This is a genomic window from Lysinibacillus sp. Bpr_S20 (assembly GCF_023337835.1).
Classification (GTDB): Bacteria; Bacillota; Bacilli; order Bacillales_A; family Planococcaceae; genus Lysinibacillus.
On sequence record NZ_JALNLQ010000003.1, the window covers coordinates 65,724 to 82,968 of the forward strand.

The 17,245-nt window shown below is 35.8% G+C and carries 15 protein-coding genes; 8 read left to right on the forward strand and 7 right to left on the reverse strand.

Going from position 1 to position 17,245, the window contains the following annotated elements; genetic code table 11:
- Positions 1-270: 270 nt before the first annotated feature.
- The 6 genes from MWJ95_RS08165 to MWJ95_RS08190 all read left to right on the forward strand — a co-directional run bounded on the left by MWJ95_RS08165 (position 271) and on the right by MWJ95_RS08190 (position 6,602).
- The gene (locus MWJ95_RS08165) at positions 271-1,395 is read left to right on the forward strand and encodes an endospore germination permease (protein WP_249104974.1); all 1,125 of its coding nucleotides are present in this window, start codon (positions 271-273) and stop codon (positions 1,393-1,395) included.
- The gene (locus MWJ95_RS08170; protein ID WP_249073846.1) at positions 1,395-2,852 is read left to right on the forward strand and encodes a spore germination protein; all 1,458 of its coding nucleotides are present in this window, start codon (positions 1,395-1,397) and stop codon (positions 2,850-2,852) included. The genes MWJ95_RS08165 and MWJ95_RS08170 overlap by 1 nt, the downstream gene beginning before the upstream one ends.
- Positions 2,849-4,006 carry a Ger(x)C family spore germination protein gene (locus MWJ95_RS08175; RefSeq protein ID WP_249073845.1) on the forward strand — a complete coding sequence of 386 codons (1,158 nt, stop codon included), beginning with the start codon at positions 2,849-2,851 and terminating at the stop codon, positions 4,004-4,006. Before MWJ95_RS08170 ends, MWJ95_RS08175 begins: the two co-directional genes overlap by 4 nt.
- Positions 4,007-4,400: 394 nt before the next feature.
- Complete coding sequence (locus tag MWJ95_RS08180; RefSeq protein WP_249104977.1) at positions 4,401-5,156, forward strand: TerC family protein; 756 nt, start codon at positions 4,401-4,403, stop codon at positions 5,154-5,156.
- A 195-nt stretch (positions 5,157-5,351) separates the two neighbouring features.
- Positions 5,352-5,984: a Bax inhibitor-1/YccA family protein gene (locus MWJ95_RS08185; protein WP_249104979.1), complete on the forward strand. Its 633-nt coding sequence runs from the start codon at positions 5,352-5,354 to the stop codon at positions 5,982-5,984.
- Positions 5,985-6,092: 108 nt separating this feature from the next.
- Positions 6,093-6,602 (forward strand): ferritin, encoded by a 510-nt coding sequence (locus MWJ95_RS08190; protein WP_249104981.1) that lies wholly within the window; start codon positions 6,093-6,095, stop codon positions 6,600-6,602.
- A gap of 51 nt (positions 6,603-6,653) precedes the next feature.
- On the opposite strand, the gene MWJ95_RS08195 is transcribed toward MWJ95_RS08190, so the two are convergent.
- Both MWJ95_RS08195 and MWJ95_RS08200 read right to left on the reverse strand, forming a co-directional pair.
- Positions 6,654-7,961 (reverse strand): DUF5643 domain-containing protein, encoded by a 1,308-nt coding sequence (locus tag MWJ95_RS08195; protein WP_249104982.1) that lies wholly within the window; start codon positions 7,959-7,961, stop codon positions 6,654-6,656.
- Positions 7,962-8,471, reverse strand: coding sequence for a sigma-70 family RNA polymerase sigma factor (locus tag MWJ95_RS08200; RefSeq protein ID WP_249074094.1), 510 nt, complete (start codon positions 8,469-8,471; stop codon positions 7,962-7,964).
- An 834-nt stretch (positions 8,472-9,305) separates the two neighbouring features.
- On the opposite strand from MWJ95_RS08200, the gene MWJ95_RS08205 reads away from it, so the two are divergent.
- Entirely contained in the window at positions 9,306-9,536 is a 231-nt protein-coding gene (locus tag MWJ95_RS08205) for a hypothetical protein (protein ID WP_249104984.1), read from the forward strand.
- On the opposite strand, the gene fabF is transcribed toward MWJ95_RS08205, so the two are convergent.
- Positions 9,519-10,754, reverse strand: a complete 1,236-nt coding sequence (gene fabF, locus MWJ95_RS08210) for a beta-ketoacyl-ACP synthase II (RefSeq protein WP_249104986.1) — start codon at positions 10,752-10,754, stop codon at positions 9,519-9,521. The two genes, MWJ95_RS08205 and fabF, sit on opposite strands and share 18 nt — an antisense overlap.
- Before the next feature lie 122 nt (positions 10,755-10,876).
- Here fabF and MWJ95_RS08215 point away from each other — a divergent pair, with 122 nt between their 5' ends.
- Positions 10,877-11,731, forward strand: a complete 855-nt coding sequence (locus MWJ95_RS08215; RefSeq protein ID WP_249073837.1) for a helix-turn-helix transcriptional regulator — start codon at positions 10,877-10,879, stop codon at positions 11,729-11,731.
- A gap of 200 nt (positions 11,732-11,931) precedes the next feature.
- Here the strand turns inward: MWJ95_RS08215 and MWJ95_RS08220 are convergent, their stop codons facing one another.
- The 4 genes from MWJ95_RS08220 to MWJ95_RS08235 form a co-directional block, all read right to left on the reverse strand.
- The gene (locus MWJ95_RS08220) at positions 11,932-13,113 is read right to left on the reverse strand and encodes an iron-containing alcohol dehydrogenase (RefSeq protein ID WP_249104988.1); all 1,182 of its coding nucleotides are present in this window, start codon (positions 13,111-13,113) and stop codon (positions 11,932-11,934) included.
- Between the two features lie 61 nt (positions 13,114-13,174).
- Positions 13,175-14,596 carry an aldehyde dehydrogenase family protein gene (locus MWJ95_RS08225; protein WP_249104991.1) on the reverse strand — a complete coding sequence of 474 codons (1,422 nt, stop codon included), beginning with the start codon at positions 14,594-14,596 and terminating at the stop codon, positions 13,175-13,177.
- Positions 14,597-14,699: 103 nt separating this feature from the next.
- Positions 14,700-15,689 carry a LacI family DNA-binding transcriptional regulator gene (locus MWJ95_RS08230; protein WP_249073833.1) on the reverse strand — a complete coding sequence of 330 codons (990 nt, stop codon included), beginning with the start codon at positions 15,687-15,689 and terminating at the stop codon, positions 14,700-14,702.
- A 110-nt stretch (positions 15,690-15,799) separates the two neighbouring features.
- Positions 15,800-17,020, reverse strand: coding sequence for an RtcB family protein (locus tag MWJ95_RS08235; protein ID WP_249104993.1), 1,221 nt, complete (start codon positions 17,018-17,020; stop codon positions 15,800-15,802).
- Positions 17,021-17,245: the final 225 nt, after the last annotated feature.

The window sequence follows — 17,245 nt, forward strand, 5'->3', positions numbered from 1 at the left end:
ATTCTTGTATCCCGTAGATGATGTCTTCACCAATCGGACTTTTACAGGCAGTTTTTCTCCTAGAAGAAAAATTACTCATAAAAAAACAAAAAGCGAGGTATTTGACAATTCAATAGTCAAATACCTCACTTTTTTCTTTCATAAACGTGTTAGGAGCGACAACCTCATGAAGGTTTTAAATTCTTCATTTACGGGTAATTTGCCACGCTTATAATCCTCTCACTTTTTGTCTAAGCTAAAGTGTATCAATTAACGTTAGAGGGTTTTCATATGAAAGGTGTAGGATCAATTAGTATTTTACATGTTGTCTTCTTATCTATGACTGTCATCGGCTTAAAAAATCACGTGACAATTATTCCACCGATACTCCATGTAGTAGGGAGAGATGGTTGGGCATCTGTAATAATGGCCACTGTTATTATCTTCTTCTGGCTATTTCTTTTAGTTTATATTCAAAAAAAGATGAACCATGAGCCTATTAGAGACTGGTTAGATGGGAAAATTGGGAAAACCGGCTCTACAATTGTCATTTATATTATCGTAATTTTTTTACTCATTTTAGCTGCCTTTACTATGGTTGAAACTTTGCAATGGGTAAATACAACTTTTTTACCTGAAACACCGGTCGTTATATTACTACTCATTTATACAATTCTCTGTATTTTACTCGTTACAACAAGCTTACAAACCATGGTTATTCTTAATGTCTTTGTACTATTTGGTGTAGTAGTCTTTGGTTTTTTTGTAGCATTCACAAATATACAGGTAAAAGAATACGAGTTATTACGTCCATTTTTTGAGCATGGATTTCAACCCGTCGTGAAAGGGATGGTTTACCCGGCATCCGGATTTATTGAATTAATAATGCTTTTATTTTTACAGCATCAATTTAAGGACCGTCTTCGTTGGTACCATTTTGGCATCATACTTGTCATTTTAATGGGACTTACGTTAGGGCCACTTATGGGCGCAATTGCAGAATTTGGTCCAACCGAGGCTTCAAAGCAAAGGTATCCTGCTTATGAAGAATGGGGACTAGTATCGATTGGTCGCTATATTGAACATCTTGACTTTTTCTCTATTTACCAATGGCTTACTGGTACATTTATACGAGTTAGCTTTATCTTATATATCATTGCGGATTTATTGAAAATGACTGGGGATCCAAAACAAATTTGGAGAATGATCGCTCCCCCCTTCTTTCTACTTTGTTTACCGCTAATTATTTTAAATGAAAACATATTTTTGAAGGTAAAAGGGAACTATATATTGACCATTACTTTTATTTTCTTTTTCCTTTTGTCAATTTTTTTCGTAATAGTAGCTTTCTTTTCAGGAAAGCCTTCCAATAAAGGGCAACCTGAAAAACAAGAGATGGAAAGTGGTGAATCATAATGCCTCAGCAAGAGAAGGCGATAGACCTAAACACTTTAAAAAAACTATTTCAAAAATCAGCGGATATTCAATTTCAGGAATATACATTCAATCAAAAAAGGGTTCATTTCATTACCTGTGATGCAATGATCGATCAGCAGCTGCTTAATGAAGTCATAATTCGCCGTGTTCAATTTCTTTATGATCATTTAGCTGACGTACCGTTAGAAGAAAATATTACAAATCAACTTCATATCCCTACCCTTCAAAAAGTCAAAGATAAAGAAGAAGCTATTACCTTTGTCTATACTGGGTTCCTACTGCTTTATTTTGAAGAGGAAGAGCTTTTATATGCTAGTAGTATTGCGAAAAAGCCTAATCGAAATCCTGAAGAAACGAGGATGGAAGTTCTCGTTAAGGGGCCAAGGGATAACTTTATTGAAGACATTCGTGTCAACATTGCCCTATTACGAAAACGTTTACCTACGAATTCATTTTGTGTAGAAAAAGTGGAGTTAGGAAAACGTTCAAAAACAACCGTGGCAATACTTTATTTTGACGATATTGTCGACATGGATATTTTACATGGCATAAAAAAACAACTGGCATCTGTAGATACAGATATTGTCTTTAGTGGAGATATCTTAATGGAGCGAATTAATAAAAACTCCAAGCTTTTCCCTAAATTCGATTACACTGGACGACCCGACTATGCTATTCAAGCACTAGTTAGAGGACGTTTTCTCATTTTCGTCGATGGCGTAGCATATGCCATTGTTACACCTGTAAACTTATTTTTATTATTAAAATCCGCTGAAGATAATGAATATCCCATCGTTTTCAGTTCTATAGAACGAGTTTTGAGGATTCTTGGCATATTAATTGGTTTGCTATTACCTGCTTTTTGGCTCTCTCTGACAACTTATCACCAAAATCAGTTACCGTTTCAGCTTTTAGCTACAGTTGTCCAAGCAAAAACGGGATTACCTCTCCCCTCCTCTCTCGAAATGCTAATAATGCTACTTATGTTTGAATTGTTTCGAGAAGCTGGGTTACGTCTGCCTTCTGTAATCGGAGGTACAATAAGCGTTGTTGGAGGTTTAATTATTGGTGATGCGGCTATTCGCGCAGGTGTAACGAGTCCAGAAATGATTGTGGTTATTGCCATCTCCACAATTGCATCATTTACGCTTGTCAACCAATCTCTTGTCACAACCATCAGTATATTGCGTGTAACGTTTATACTAGCCAGTGCTTTTTTAGGTTTATTCGGATTTTTCATCTCCCTATACTTTACACTTCTTTACTTATGTAACATCCGGATCTATGGTTACTCTTACATGAATCTTGCAACAGATTTAAATTGGATGACGATTAAAAAATCGATCTTCCGCTTATCGCCAAAAGGTTACGCTGAGCGTAATAAAGCACTTGCACCTCAAGATAACACTCGTACCTCAAGCAGGAAGAAACAATGAACAAGCAATTAATTTTATTTACAAGTTTAGCTACTTCACTACTTCTTTCAGGTTGTTGGGATGTTACCGAGCCTCAAAGAATGTATTATGTTGATGGCCTTGGTATTGATTATAAAGATGGTCAGTATGAAGTATACTTACAATTAATTAACTTTACCAAGGTTGCTAATTCTGAAAATCCTAATTCTCAAGCAACACAAGCAGAGGTTGGACAATCTAAGGGAAAGACGTTAGAAGATGCTCTTTTTAAATTATTTCGATCTATCGACCAAAAAGTGTTTTGGGGTCATATGACTTACATTATTTTCTCCGAAGATGCAATGAAAGATAAACATGCCATCTCTATTATAGATAGTTTATTACGGTATAGGGAAACAAGATATCAAATATGGGTTTACTGTACACAAGATCCTATAAAAGATATCCTTCTAATAACGCCGATTTCGAATAAATCCCTAACATTAGGAAAGCTTAGTAATCCTTTAAATACTAAAGATCAAGAAACATTTGTCGAGCCCATAAATTTCCGAAATTTAGTTATTGGCTTAAATGAACCAAATCATGAAATTGGGATCCCTTATATAACAATCAATAAAAACTGGGCAACTGCAGATCAGCAAAGACAGGATACTGCTTTTACAGGGATCGGCGTACTTTCCTTAAAAGGTTTGAAAGGCTTTATTACGAATGATGCTGCAAGAGGGATGCAATGGATGCAAAATCGAACACATAGAGGAGCAATAACGTTTAAGTTAGAAGATAACGAAACAAATTATTTAACGGCAACATTGGAAAAAATAAAAGTAGACATCAAACCACTTGTTAAAAATAATCAAGTAACATTTGAGGTAGTAGTAAAATTAAATGCAACGTTAAACGGTTTCGAAACAACTTTATCTGAAGACGAAATCAAAAAAAAGATTAAAAATGAAGTAAAGAAAGAAATTAAAACCACCTATGAAGAAGCATTAGCAAAAGATATTGATATTTATCGCCTTTCTGAACAATTATATCGGAAAAATATGAAGGCATGGAAGAAACTAGAGAAGGATGGGAAAATCCCATTAACATCTAGTTCTATTAGTAAATTGAACATATACGTAAACCAAGTAAATTCAGGCCGTAAAACATTTACAAGTACACTGAATAAATAATCAAAAAAATACCTAGGCACATATCGAATTGCTTTTCTCTAAGAACTGTTATAAAAAGTCTAAATATAGCTCTACATTTTGATTTGCAATTGACGATTAGCATGCTATAATTCATGTATAAAGAATTGAATAGCTTTTGACAATTATGTCAAAGGGGAGTAGCTAGCAGATGTGACAAAGCATCTGATTTCACATTCGTCATTACATGGTTATTTACCATCGGGTGTGAAGGCATATTTTGGCGTACAGATATTCTGTGTAACCATTTAATTAGCTTAGCAAGACCTTTGCCTATTTTTTAGGCAGGGGTCTTTTTATTTTGCCTAAAAAAGCAAAGAATACGTTAGAAGCAGTTTATTCATTTTCTGTTCAAAGTAAAAAGGAGGAAATAAATTTGGAAGCAATTTTTCTAGAATACGCATGGGTCCTCGTCGTATTAATTGTACTGGAGGGTTTATTAGCTGCTGATAATGCCGTTGTTATGGCCGTCATGGTTAAGCATTTACCAAAAAATCAACAGCAAAAAGCATTGCTCTATGGCTTAGTAGGAGCTTTTATCTTCCGCTTCGCTGCACTATTTCTTATTACGACGCTCGTTAATTTCTGGCAAATTCAAGCCCTTGGTGCCGCATACTTATTAATCATGTCTAGTAAGCATATTTACGATTCACGGAAAGCTGCACAAAATCCTGAGGAAATTCATGAGACTAAAAAACAATCTGGTTTCTGGATGACCGTACTAAAAGTCGAGTTTGCTGACATTGCCTTTGCCATAGATTCAATTTTAGCTGCTGTTGCTATTGCTGTTACACTACCCCATATTGGAAATTTCGATGTTGGTGGGATTAATGCCGGTCAATTCGCAGTGATGTTTTTAGGAGGTATTATCGGTGTTATTATGATGCGGTTTGCTGCTCGTTGGTTCGTGAAAATTCTCGATAAATTTCCATCGCTTGAAACAGCTGCCTTCTTGATCGTTGGTTGGGTTGGTGTAAAGCTGGCTGTTCTAACATTATCACACGAAAAACTAGGTATCATTCCACATGAATTTCCACACTCAACACCATGGAAGGCCACTTTCTGGATTGTCTTAGTTGGAATTGCCCTTGGTGGTTATTTAGTTGGTGTGAAAAACCAAAGAAAAAATTGAAAATCTCACCTAAAAATAAACCTGGTCTAAGCAAGATCAGGTTTATTTTTATCACCAGTACTTGGGCACCCTGCCAACGGTATTCAAACCCACATTATGATAATAATACAAATTTTTTACGTTTGAATCTTTTTCTAATTTGACTCGTATGTTACTATATAAAAGTTATTTTAAAAAAAGAGAGGATTCTTCTATATGGCGTATGCTAAAAATCAAAACTTAAATAAAATTTTAAAACACTTTGCTTTCATGTGGGTATTGACAGTTATTGGAATGTACATCGCAACATTATTACCTCCTGCAATTGTCATGCCAATTGCTATTATTGCTCTTGTACTTCTTCTCATTGCCATGTTTGTACGAAAACTGAAACTTGCTAATTCCATTATGTATGCAATCCCCTTTTTAATGGGTATTTTGCTATTTTGGACAACACAATTTTACATTGCTGAGCTAGGGCAACAACTTGTTCTACTTGTTTTCGTAGCGACCGTAGCTATTTTCATTGTACTAGCACTTATTGGTATGATGATGAATAAAGACGTTTCCAATTGGGGAAGCTATTTATTCACTGTCTTAATCGTCATCATTGTATTTTCAGTAGTCTTTATGTTTTTCCCTGTTAGCAACATGATCGGTTTGATTATTGCGGGAGTTACTGTTCTACTTTTTAGTCTCTATACTGTCTATGACTTTAACCAAATCCGACATAATCACGTTTCAGATGCTGAAGTCGTTGGTATGGCTTTAAATCTTTATTTAGATTTCATTAATTTATTTATCAATCTTTTAGAAGTAATTTGGCGTATTAAAAAATTATTTGATTAATTTTTTTCATTGAGAATAAACATCAATTAAGCTTTGCAATGCCGCCTTTTTCCGCTGTATACTATAAGAGATGCAGGAGGTATTTACTGCAAAGGGAGGAAAACTTTTATGTTATCTGAAAAACTACACACAGCACTAAACGAACAAATGAATTTTGAATTTTACTCTGCGCATGCTTATATGGCGATGGCGGCATATTGCACAGATCAAGATTACGATGGTTTTGCCAACTTCTTTTTAGTACAGGCTGAAGAAGAGCGCTTCCATGCGATGAAGTTTTACAATTTCCTAAGCGATATGGGCTACCGCGCAACAATCCATGGTTTCGATAGTCCAGATAATCATTTCGAGTCTATTTTACATGCTTTCAAAACTGCCCTTTCTCACGAGAAAGAAGTCACTCGCCGTATTTATAATTTATCGGATATTGCTTTAGATGAACGCGAGCACGCGACAATGGCTTTCTTAAAATGGTTCATTGACGAGCAAGTAGAGGAAGAATCAACGTTCGACACGTTAATTCGTAAAATCGAACGCATCGAAAATGACTCTAACGCAATCTTTATGCTGGACGCGGAATTAGCGACACGTACATTTACACCAGGTGCTGACGCTTAAAATTTAATTGTAATAAAAAGAATCTGCTGTATAAGCAGATTCTTTTTTTGACTATTTCAATGGAATATCAACCGTTTGGGTTCCATCTAAAAAGTTTTCATAATGTGTGAAATAAATGCGGACTGGATTGACTACTCCCTTTATGTCATATATTTCTGTTTGTTCGATTACGTATTCATCAGGTCTATGAGAACTTCCTGAATTACTGTAAACAGTTTTTCCATTTGCATCTATTGCAGTACCAAGTAAACCGATATTTTTATTTTTATAAGAAGTAGGGACATTCATTGTTACCATTTGCTTATTAACTTGAACTTTTAAGCCTGGCAGAGATGGTTGGGATAGCACTTTCTTTTGATTAAAATCCACCTCTATAAAATCCTGACCTTTTGGCAATGCCTTTACTTTTCCAATGGATAATGTTAAATTTTTAGGCTCTCTAAAATAATTACTTTGCATATAGATTGTTTCTTCTCCATCTATTAGATTACCTGTAGCTGTTAAGCCATTATTGATTGTCGTCCACTCCTCCCCTTTTTCATCCAATAAACGTATATCATCAAATCCTAAAATTCGCATTTCATTATTTGGGTCGAGAGCGATTGTAATACTTGTACGGAGTGGTGAAATAGAGACAGACTTGACGGTGATTTGCTGATCTTGAAAACTCATTTTTTCATTCAATACATAGGTTTTCGTTTTCGCTATCGGCTTTTTAAGTGAAAATGGGATTGTAAACTCTGTTTGTTTTTCATCTGCAAATTGTATATATAATTCAAAATTAGCATTGTCATAATTTATAGGATCTTGAAATATAAACTCAAATTTATCTTCAATCAAAGGTGTGTCCTTTTCGCTATACCAACTGTAATTTACTCCAGCGGGTAATACATCACCATTTAGACGGAGCTCCATTTTCTTAGTTTTTAAATCATGAACATCAAACGGCGCTGAAAATGTATATGGCAAAATCATTCCTGTTTCATCAGCAATTACTCCTTGAAGTGTAAATGATAAATCATTTTTTGTTTGTGACAATCCCAGTCCCTCATAATAGCTATTTTGGAGTATATCTTTGACCCCTTTATCATACGTAATCATCTCAACTAGTGGAGCAAAGCCTGGGATTTTTGCGATGGCACTAGCAAAAGCTGGAGATACACGGATGGACGATACAAACAGTAACAGTAATGCACAAGTAACTGCAATGCTTTTCCATGTACGTTGTCGATTACGCTTTTCTTTTCGGAAGCGTATGACACTTTTCCTACGCGACTTTTCTAATTGCTCATATGGAATGTCAATTTGCGCTAGTTCTTTGACAAAAGTATCATAGTCATGCTTTTTTACCTGTTTCACCTACAACTCCCCCTTCTCCGTAAAATATAGTTTTAGCTTTTTCAATGCCGCATGTAACCTCGACTTCACAGTTCCTTCCGGAATATTTTGAAGGATAGCAATATCTCGATTTTTATAGTCTTGAAAATATTTTAGAAAAATAAGCTCTTGCTGCTCGTTTGGTAGCTTCGTAATGATATCCGTTATTTCAAAACGCTCGTGATTGGGAGCGTGATCACCGATTTCTATGTCTTCCTGCAAATCAAGACGACTGCTTCTTTTACGCATATCATGACAAATATTAAGTAATATTCGGACAAGCCAAGTACCAAAATAACCTGGTTCTTTTACGGTATGTATTTTTTTTAGGCTTCGATAAGTAGCTTCTTGTACCGCTTCAATGGCATCATGTTCATTTTTTAAATAGGCAAATGCCATACGGTACATCGTCTGTTCATACTGTTTTATTAAATGTAAAAAAGCTTCTTCGTCCCCTGTTATTGCACGCCTCACCAACGCTTCTTCATCCATCACATTCACTTCCTTCTACTTATTAGACAGTCGAGCTAACATTTTCGTTCGATTTATTTTCAACTATTTGATCAATTGTAACAAATTTCATTTTCATAAAATTGTATAGAGGTGGGAAACTTCTGTACCTGTCGCTACGCTTTCGGTACAAAAACACTTGCTGAAAGAATTTAAATGTACATTAAAGCCTATTTCTCAAGCCTCTAAGTAATAAAAGATAGAGGTTGTTTTTTAAAATATTGTTGCTTTTTAACGATAAAAAGGACTGAAAGATATGTCAAAATATATATAACAAATTGTTTTAGGAATATCGCCTGGCAGTCCGTTTATATAGAAAAAGTTAAAGTTGAAAATAATAATCTTCACTTAACTTTTGAGGATCTCTTATTTGCAAAAGAACACCCTCTTAACCCTTTTGACACTAAATGGGAAACGAATGAAGCAGTATTAGTTTTTATGGCTTCAAGGTATTTGATTCTGGATATTATGATTGTTCACAAGTCAAAAAAAATTTAGAGCCTACGATAAAGATTGTCAGCATTTCCCAATTCCACTTTTATAGTTAATTACCGATTTTACTATTGTTACTGAAGATACAAAAGAAAAAATAAATCATTTGAGGGCTTTTCTTGAAATTTCGAAGAAGATACTTGGGGCAATTTTAAACTTCGATCTAAACGAATGGAAATGATGTGGGATTCTTTTCATAACGAATGATAAGTACAATCAACGCTTATTCTACTATTAAGGGCTTTAATTAAAGTATCATGGGATTGCCATGGGTAATTCTAATTTCTTTTTCAAACAACTCAACAGTTTTAAAGGAGGAAGTGAATGACAATATCTATTCACGATGGTGTGTTAGTAGGATACTCAGTAAATTTTTTAGAAAATGAATTGCTATTAGATATCGAAACGGAGGCAGATGAAATTGTAACTGTTACATTCGAGAATTACTTAGCACATTATTTCGATCATGTAACTATTTATTGGAATAAATCTAACCGTTTCCTTAAGAAACGGTTAGATTTAAGAGAGAAAGTTCATTCATTCGTATTTCTTTAAAACAATCGTCGCGTTATGACCTCCAAATCCGAATGAGTTAGATAGACCTGTATTTATTTTCACTTTACGAGCAACAGATGGTACATAATCAAGATCGCATAATGGATCAGGATTTTCTAAGTTAATTGTTGGAGGAACTATTCCTTCTTTTATGCTCATGGCCAAAGCAATGGCTTCCACACCGCCAGCTGCCCCTAACATGTGACCAAACATAGATTTATTTGCTGTTACTGGAATTTGATAAGCTTGTTTTCCAAACAGCTGCTTAATAGCTAATGTTTCAGATATGTCACCCACTTGTGTACTTGTAGCATGGGCACTAATAACATCTACTTCTTCAGGAGCTATGTTTGCATTTTTTAAAGCTAATCTCATTGCAAGTTGCGCCCCTTTACCTTTTGGATGTGTTGCTACCATATGATGTGCATCTGAACTCGCACCATATCCAATAACTTCTGCATAAATTTTTGCCTCTCTACGTAAAGCATGCGATAAGGATTCTAAGATTAGAATTCCAGCTCCTTCTGACATGACAAATCCATCTCGGTTTTTATCAAACGGACGACTAGCTTTCGTTGGGTCATTGTTTCTTGTTGATAATGCTGTAGCATTCCCAAAGCTTGCTATTGATAAGTCTGTTACAGCTGCCTCTGTTCCACCAGCAAACACAACGTCAACTTCTCCAGAACGAATTAGTCTAAAGGCTTCTCCAATAGCTGTATTTCCAATTGCGCAAGCAGAAACTGGCGACATAGAAGGTCCCATTGCATTCCATTTAATGCTAATTTGCGCTGCAGCAGCATTGGAAATCATAGCTGGTACTAGAGCAGGGCTGACTCGTCTTGGTCCTTTCTGTCTAAGCGTATCTATATTTTCAATTAAGGTTTCAATTCCCCCAATGCCTGAACCTACGTACACACCTAATCTTTCGGAATCTATACTATCGAGATCTAACTTAGAATCTTTCCAAGCTTGGTCAGCTGCTGCCAAAGCAAATTGGGAAAAGCGATCTAAACGTCTTGCTTCTATCTTTCCTAAAATTTCATCTGCATCAAAATCCCGTATGATACCTGCAATTTTTGACTTATGATTAGTAATATCAAATGTATCAATAAGAGATATACCAGACTTGCCGTTAATTAGATTGTTCCAAAATGTTTTGATGTTATTGCCTATAGGAGAGACTACTCCCATACCGGTAATCACTACTCTTTCCACTCTTCATCACTCCAAATCAATAATATAATTGTATTTTATAATCTTTTTATCCTATTACAAGTGATTATTTATCATGGTATAATTTCCACTAGGAAAAATTGGTTTCATGAGGAGTTTTAAAAATGAATGATAAAACTAGGCTTGAGGCTTTGTCGACATTTCTAAAAGCTAAGCGTGCCCAAATCAAGCCAGAGTCAATTGGTTTACCTGCCGGAACTCGGAGAAGGACACCTGGGCTACGAAGAGAAGAGGTTGCACATTTAGCAGGTGTAAGTACTACTTGGTACACATGGCTAGAACAAGGAAGAGATATAAAAGTTTCTTCTATCGTACTTGATTGTATTTCTACAGCGTTGCAATTAAATAATGATGAAAGAGACTATTTATATGACCTGGCATTAGAAACAAAAACGGAAATTGATAATCCAAAAAAGGATCAAACAGAGCTTAGCCCTTCTTTAAAACGAATACTAGCTGAATTAACATATTGTCCTACCATCATTACAGACCGACATTGCCATATTGTGGGCTGGAATCCTGCAGCTGCTCATATTTTTTTAGATTTTGACCAAATACCAAATGATCAAAGAAATTTGATTCGTATAGTTTTCACCAGAAAAGAATTAAAAGCTTTAGCCGCTAATTGGGAACACTTTGCGAAAGGTTTTCTTGCCATATTCCGTACCTATTATGGCCACTATTTAGGCGATGAGTGGTACAACCAATTTATAAAAGAAATGAGTCATTCACATCCAGAATTTCAAGATTTATGGCAAGAGAGTCAAGTAAGTAAGGCTCCCGAAATGTTAATTGAATTTAGACATGCTAAAGTAGGTAAAATGCTGTTTAATTTAACTTCTCTTCAGGTTCAAGGTGAAATGGATTTACGGTGCAGTATCTATACACCAGTAGAGGAGACAGATACAGAAAATAAATTAAAACGATTAATGAAAAAGATTTCGGTTGAAAATAAATAAAGTAATTTCGTTATTCCATTTTCTGAAGCCACTCTTTAGTAGGTAGGTTTCTTTTTGATGTTCCCATTCACATTAAGAGGATTAGATTTTTTTAAGATAAAAAGAGACAGCAATCGCTGTCTCTTTTTACTACTTATTACTGTTTTATAATACATTCACTTGTCTTTAATTTTACAGAGTAAACGTTACTCTTTACTTCTTTATAGTAACTGAGGTTCTCGAATTTCTCCATCAAATGCAGCACGATAAATTGTATAAATATCTTCTCGCTTAAGCGGCATCGGACTACGTGCTAAGATTCTAGTTTGCTTTGTCGCATCATCAGTTAATTGTTCCAGCGCTAATTCTGGTATATTAAATCCTTTTAAGGTTGACGGAATATTAACATCCTGCACAAGCTGCTTTAATGCATCTACACATTTATAAGAAGCCTCTTCTTGCGATATATACGCAGATGAAATACCCATCGCATCTAAAATATCTTTCATTCGTTTTTCGCAACTTTTGCGAATATAGCCTATGACATATGGTAATAGCACTGCGTTAGAATCTCCATGCGCAATATGGAATTGGCCACCAAGAGGATACGCTAAAGCATGTACTCCGGCAACCCCCGCATTGAAAAAGGCTAACCCTGCCAAATAACTGCCATAACTCATATCCGAACGTGCTTGCTTATTCTGACCGTCATGCACAGCAGTTCGGATAGAGCCACTAATTAATTTAATGGCTTGTAGTGCAAGTGCATCTGTTACTTCATTGGCATTGACCGAAACATAAGCCTCTATTGCATGCGTTAAAGCATCTACACCTGTAGCAGCCGTCACTTTTGGTGGTAAGGAAATCGTTAACGCAGGATCAACAATGGCGACATCTGCTAATAAGTAATCATGCGTAACAACATCCTTTGTTGTGTCTAGTGACAGTACTGAAATATTCGTTACTTCTGAGCCTGTTCCAGAAGTAGTTGGAATTAAAATCTTGGGTAACCCTTTATTTTCAAGATTTTTTGATCCCGTTAAATTTAAGTAATCTGCCACTTTTCCATCATGTGTTGCTAAAACTGCCGCAAGTTTAGCCAGATCTAATGCACTTCCTCCCCCCAAACCAATCACTACATCAAAATGATGCTTTCTTGTAAATTCAACTAGTTTTTCACCAATTGCGAGCGGTGGCTCAGGAGCAATATCGGTATAAATAGTTGTAGCGTACCCATTTTCAATTAAAGGCTTTTCAATACGCTCTGTTAAACCTAACTCTTTTAAAAATGGGTCCGTAATAATTAAAATATTATTTGCTTTGAGCTTTTCTACTTCTACTAGTAGCTGATTCAAACAACCCCAGCCTGTATAACTTACAGGAGTAAAGGTTAATTTTTGCATAATGAGTCTACTCCTATCTATTCATATATATCAGCGGATGTTTGGACACCGCTGAAAGACGTTAATTGTTATTCCAAATCACTAGCTTCATTTCTGTCATTTCCTCCACTGCGTATTTGATTCCCTCTCGGCCAGTTCCGCTTTCTTTCACGCCTCCATAAGGCATATGGTCTACACGGTATGTCGGGACATCATTTATAATAACACCCCCGACCTGTAATTTTTTAGAAGCTTTAAAGGCAGTCTCGATTGAAGGTGTAAATATCCCTGCCTGTAAGCCATAATTTGAATCATTGACAGCATCAATAGCTTCTTCAACTGATGAAACAGTATTGACAATCACAACAGGTGCAAATATTTCTTCACAAGATACACGGCTATGAGAGGATACGTTTAATAGCACTGTTGGGAGTAAAATATTATTTTCAATACGACCACCAGTAATGATCTCTGCACCTTCTGCTACCGCTTCCTCTATCCATGTGACAGCACGCTGTTGCTCAGTTTCTGATATCATCGTTGCTAAATCTGTGGTTGCGTCAAGTGGGTCCCCTATCGTTAGCTGATCTATTTTTGCATTGAGTTTTTCTAAAAATTCCTCAATCATATTTTCCTTTACATATATACGCTGTAGGGAGATGCAAACTTGGCCTTGATTGGAAAAAGCCCCCATAACAATTCGGTCCATGATTTTATCGAGTTGAACCCCTTCATCAACAATAACACCAGCATTCGAACCAAGTTCTAATGTGACTTTCTTTAAGCCAGCTCGATTGCGAAGAGAAATACCTACAGCTGGGCTTCCTGTAAATGTGATCATTTTTACTTTTGGATGTGCTAAAAATGCATCCCCTACTAGTTTTCCTTGCCCAGTTACTAAGTTAAATGCACCATCTGGTAAATTTGTTTGTGCCAATAGATTCGCTAGAAAATGAGCAGATAACGCTGTTTGTGTAGCAGGCTTCAAAACAATCGTATTTCCAGCTGCTAATGCCGGTCCAACTTTGTGGGCCACTAAATTTTGTGGAAAATTAAAAGGAGTAATGGCCGCAATAACGCCCAATGGTTCGCGAATTGTATAGCCAAATCTGCCCTCTCCACTTTTAGATGCATCCATCGGAATCATTTCACCTGATAGTCGCTTCGCTTCTTCTGCTGCAAATTTGTATGTTTCAATTGTTCGATCAATTTCTGCATAAGCATATTTTAGCGGCTTAGCTGATTCTAGTGAAATGATTCTAGCTGCCTCCTCTCGATTTTCAGCAAATAGATCCGATAATTGTTCTAAAATCTCTGCTCTTTGAAATGCTGTTAACGCAGCCATTTCAGATTCTGCTGCATAAGCACTTTCAATTGCATGCTGTACATCGTCTTCAGTTGCCATAGCAAATTGTGCAACGACCTCTTTTGAATAAGGAGAATGAACCTCCATATATTCATCTGTCTTCTGCCAATGTCCATTAATAAATAAGTCCTTTTTCAAGACTCGACTCACTCCTTCGTTTGAATGGTTACGTATTCATTTCTGAAAATAAAGAAATGAATACGTAACCATTTTGTTATAAAAAATAAACTGATCTCTCAGCTTATTTTTTACACGTCGTATTTCTTGGGAAAAGTTTAACAGATTCTGTTTGTTGAATGCAAGCACTTTTTTTCTCCATTACCTCAAATAATTTTTCAATAGCAATAAATCCGAGGTTTTTCTCGGATTCTAGACCTACTGTTGTTAAGGCAATTGAATGGTGTTTACTGAGCTCAACATTATCAATGCCAATAACATTAAAATCATTAGGAACATGAAAGCCCCTCTCTAAACAAAGGTTTAATATTTCAATTGCAATTGCATCTGTTGCGGCACAAATAGCGGTAGGTCTCGTAGGAAGCATTAGTATTTCTTCAAATATTCGTTTAATATCGTTTTTGCTCGTATTTGTAAAAAAAGATGGCACGTTTTTTACCTCAATACCGCTATCTTTTAATGCATTTCTAAAGCCCTCGTACCTCCCATAAAAAGTACTTATTTCATGTGGACCGCCAATCCAGCATACATCTCGATGACCTAACGATAAAATATGATTCGTTGCTAGATAACCCGCTTCTACATTATCAATTTCAACAAAATATCTGTTTTCTTGATGTTTGCGATTATACATGATAAATGGGATGCCTAGTTTTTCAAGCTTAAAAAATAAGTCATCTTTATATAACATGGACGATAAAATAATCGCATCAGCCTTCGTTTCCAAAACAGAATTATAGATAGAATCTAAATTATCTTCCGTACCAAAATAAACATTTACCTTATATCCCCGAGCATTCACATAATTAACGATGGCCGTTGTTGTATCAACAAAAAAAGGATTATGTAAAGGCCCTGAAATCAACGTAATAATGCCTGTTTTTTTCTGTACAAGCGATCTCGCAATATCATTTGGAATATAGTTTAATTCTTCAATCGCGTTCATCACTTTTTCAACAGTTTTCGGCTTTACAAGTTCAGGAGTATTTAGCACTCTTGAAACTGTTGTTTGAGAGACACCCGCATACTTTGCCACATCTTTTGAAGAAACCAAAAAACCACCCACTTCATCTTTGTAAGCCTATTTTATACCATAACAGATAGAATGTTAATAGTTGAAGGTGGGTGGAAGGTATAGTGAATTTCTATGATTAGCCATTCTTTTTATTTTTTTCGTTTATAAGGCTTAGTCGCTTCACTAGCTTTAAAATTATAAACGGGTGTAATTACTTTTAATATATCAGCAGTTTCCTCAAGAACAGATGTAATTTCTGACATCGGCTTATACGCCATTGGGGCTTCATCTAAAGTCTCTTCATTGACGGATGTTGTCCAAATACCTTGCATCGTTTCTTTAAAATCCTCCATGTTTAATGCTTCTTTTGCAGCACGTCGAGAGTACATACGCCCTGCCCCATGTGGTGCCGAGCAATTCCAATCTACATTCCCTTTGCCAATACAAATAAGTGAGCCATCCCGCATATTCATAGGAATAACAAGCTTCTCCCCTTTATTTGCTCGAACAGCTCCTTTTCTTAACGTCATTGTTTCCGTATCAATATAGTTATGGATCGTATCAAATGTTTCGTTAAAATGCCAGTTCATATGCTTGGCGATTGTTTCGGCAATTGTCCAGCGATTCATCCGAGCATATTGCTGAGCGATTTTCATATCATGAATATAATCATCGAAATATTCACCCTCTAAATAGGCTAAATCTTTTGGTACAATTGGATTTTGCTCTTTATAAGCTTTAATCATTGCTTGAATTTCTTTCTCGCGCCCCTGATCTTTCAGTTCTCCTATTTTTACTTTTAAATCTTCCCGTTGCAATGTTTCAAAGGCTCTTTTTTGATGCCAATTTGCTACCTTAGCTCCGACGTAACGCGAGCCGGTATGGATAAGTAAGTAATGTGTACCTTCTTCATCTTTTGCAAGCTCAATAAAATGATTGCCTCCCCCAAGTGTACCAAGTGATAAATTCGTATAGTCATCCTTTAAACCACTCGCTACAAACTGCCTCCCCTCGAATTCAACAAAATGACGAGCTGGAGTTACTTCCTGATGGATACCCTGTCCACTTGGTATATGTGCTCGAATTGTAGCATCTAATTTAGAAAAGTCTATATCTGTCTCATTTAACTCAGCTACAAATACACCGCAACCAACATCAACGCCTACAAGGTTAGGGACTACACGATTGTGAAGTTGAATCGTTGTACCAATAACACAGCCCTTCCCTGCATGATAATCTGGCATAATCCGTATTTTTGTTCCTTCCATAAAGGCTTGATTTGCCAATTCTTTAATTTGATCAATAGCTGACTGTAATGCTGTATTTGAATATATTTTTGCTTTCGTGAAATGTCCTTTAATTTCTATCATTTTATCCCTCCTACTATCTATACGAAATAACACTTGATTTGTTTCAATTTTCAGCATTTAAGGCTGTTTTCGAAAAAAAAGACATTTCTCAACAAGTTAAAGACTATATTGAATTTACTTGCAAATAGTTATTTCTGAAGGGATCTTCAGAAGAGGCTTCATCTTAAATACTTTTTAATGAAGGAGAAAAAAATATGTTTTTCATAGCATATGTACCTATTTTTT